The sequence below is a fragment of the Kitasatospora putterlickiae genome (assembly GCF_039527695.1).
In the GTDB taxonomy this organism is placed as follows: domain Bacteria; phylum Actinomycetota; class Actinomycetes; order Streptomycetales; family Streptomycetaceae; genus Kitasatospora; species Kitasatospora putterlickiae.
This window is the reverse complement of sequence record NZ_BAAAKJ010000082.1, coordinates 6,986-8,144: the sequence shown is the minus strand read 5'-3', so window position 1 is coordinate 8,144 and position 1,159 is coordinate 6,986. Positions and strand designations below refer to the sequence as shown.

General features: G+C 72.0%; 1 protein-coding gene. It reads right to left on the bottom strand.

Translation table 11 applies throughout. The annotated features are described in order from the left end of the window. The coding region (locus ABD308_RS09230) for an aminotransferase class I/II-fold pyridoxal phosphate-dependent enzyme (RefSeq protein WP_344330609.1) at positions 1–833 on the bottom strand (833 nt) is incomplete at its 3' end. Between the last annotated feature and the right edge of the window lie 326 nt (positions 834–1,159).

The window sequence follows — 1,159 nt, the reverse complement described above, 5'->3', positions numbered from 1 at the left end:
GCCGTGCCCACGCTGCGAACCGCGTGGCCGGTGTCGGTCAGGTGGCGGATGACCCGGCGCGGGCCGAGGACGGCGCCGCCCTGGGAGCCGAGGGACTTGGAGAGGGTCACGGTGGTGACGACGTCGGGCGCCCCGGCGAGTCCCGCGGCGGCGGTGGCACCCGTGCCGCCGGGCCCGAGGACGCCCAGCCCGTGCGCGTCGTCGACGAGCAGCGCGGCCCCGTACCGCCGCGTCGCGACGGCGAGTTCGGCGAGCGGCGCGGCGTTGCCGTCGACCGAGAACACCGAGTCGGTGACCACCAGGGCACGGCGGTGGTCACGCCCGGCCAGCACCTCGGCGACGGCCCCCGGGTCACTGTGCGGGGCCCGGCGCACGTCCGCGCGGGCGAGCCGGCAGCCGTCGATCAGCGAGGCGTGGTTGTAGGCGTCGGAGACGATGAGCGTGTCCGGGTCGGTGAGCGCGGTGAGCGCGGCCAGATTGGCGGTGTACCCGGAGGAGAACACCAGCGCCGCCTCGGCCCCGCAGAAACCCGCGAGTTCCTCCTCCAACTCGGTGTGCAGCGCGGTGGTCCCCGTCACCAGCCGCGACCCGGTCGCACCGGCACCCCACCGCAACGCGGCATCGGCGGCGGCCCGGGTGACCACCGGGTGCCGGGTGAGCCCCAGGTAGTCGTTCCCCGCGAGGTCCAGCACCCCGTCCTCGGCACCCCGGCTCCGCAACGTCCTGGTCAGCCCGGCCCGGGCCCGCTGCCCGGCACTCTCGTCGAGCCAGTCGAAGACGGCGGCGGGATCGGCGGCGACATCGGCGGCCTCGAACGCGGTGCGGTTGACCATGCCCGGCACTCTGGCACGCCCCCATCCCCCGGGCAACGTGCTCCAGAGCACACCGTCGAGCACGGGAACCCTCCAAGCGGCACTTGAATTAACTCTCAATTCACCCTTCGTTCATTTTTCAGTATTCGTCTTCCGATTCCAGCAAAACCGGCCGGTCGTTCGCACTCCGCCGGTAATGTCCCCACGAGTCGAACAGTCCTGGGGGGACGTCGTGGCAGACCTCGAATTCGAGCGACGGATGAATCCGTGGCTCTTCGACAGTTCCGGAAACCTCACCGCGGAGGCGAAGAAACAGTTCCCCGACCTCGCGGCGGCGGCCACCGGGG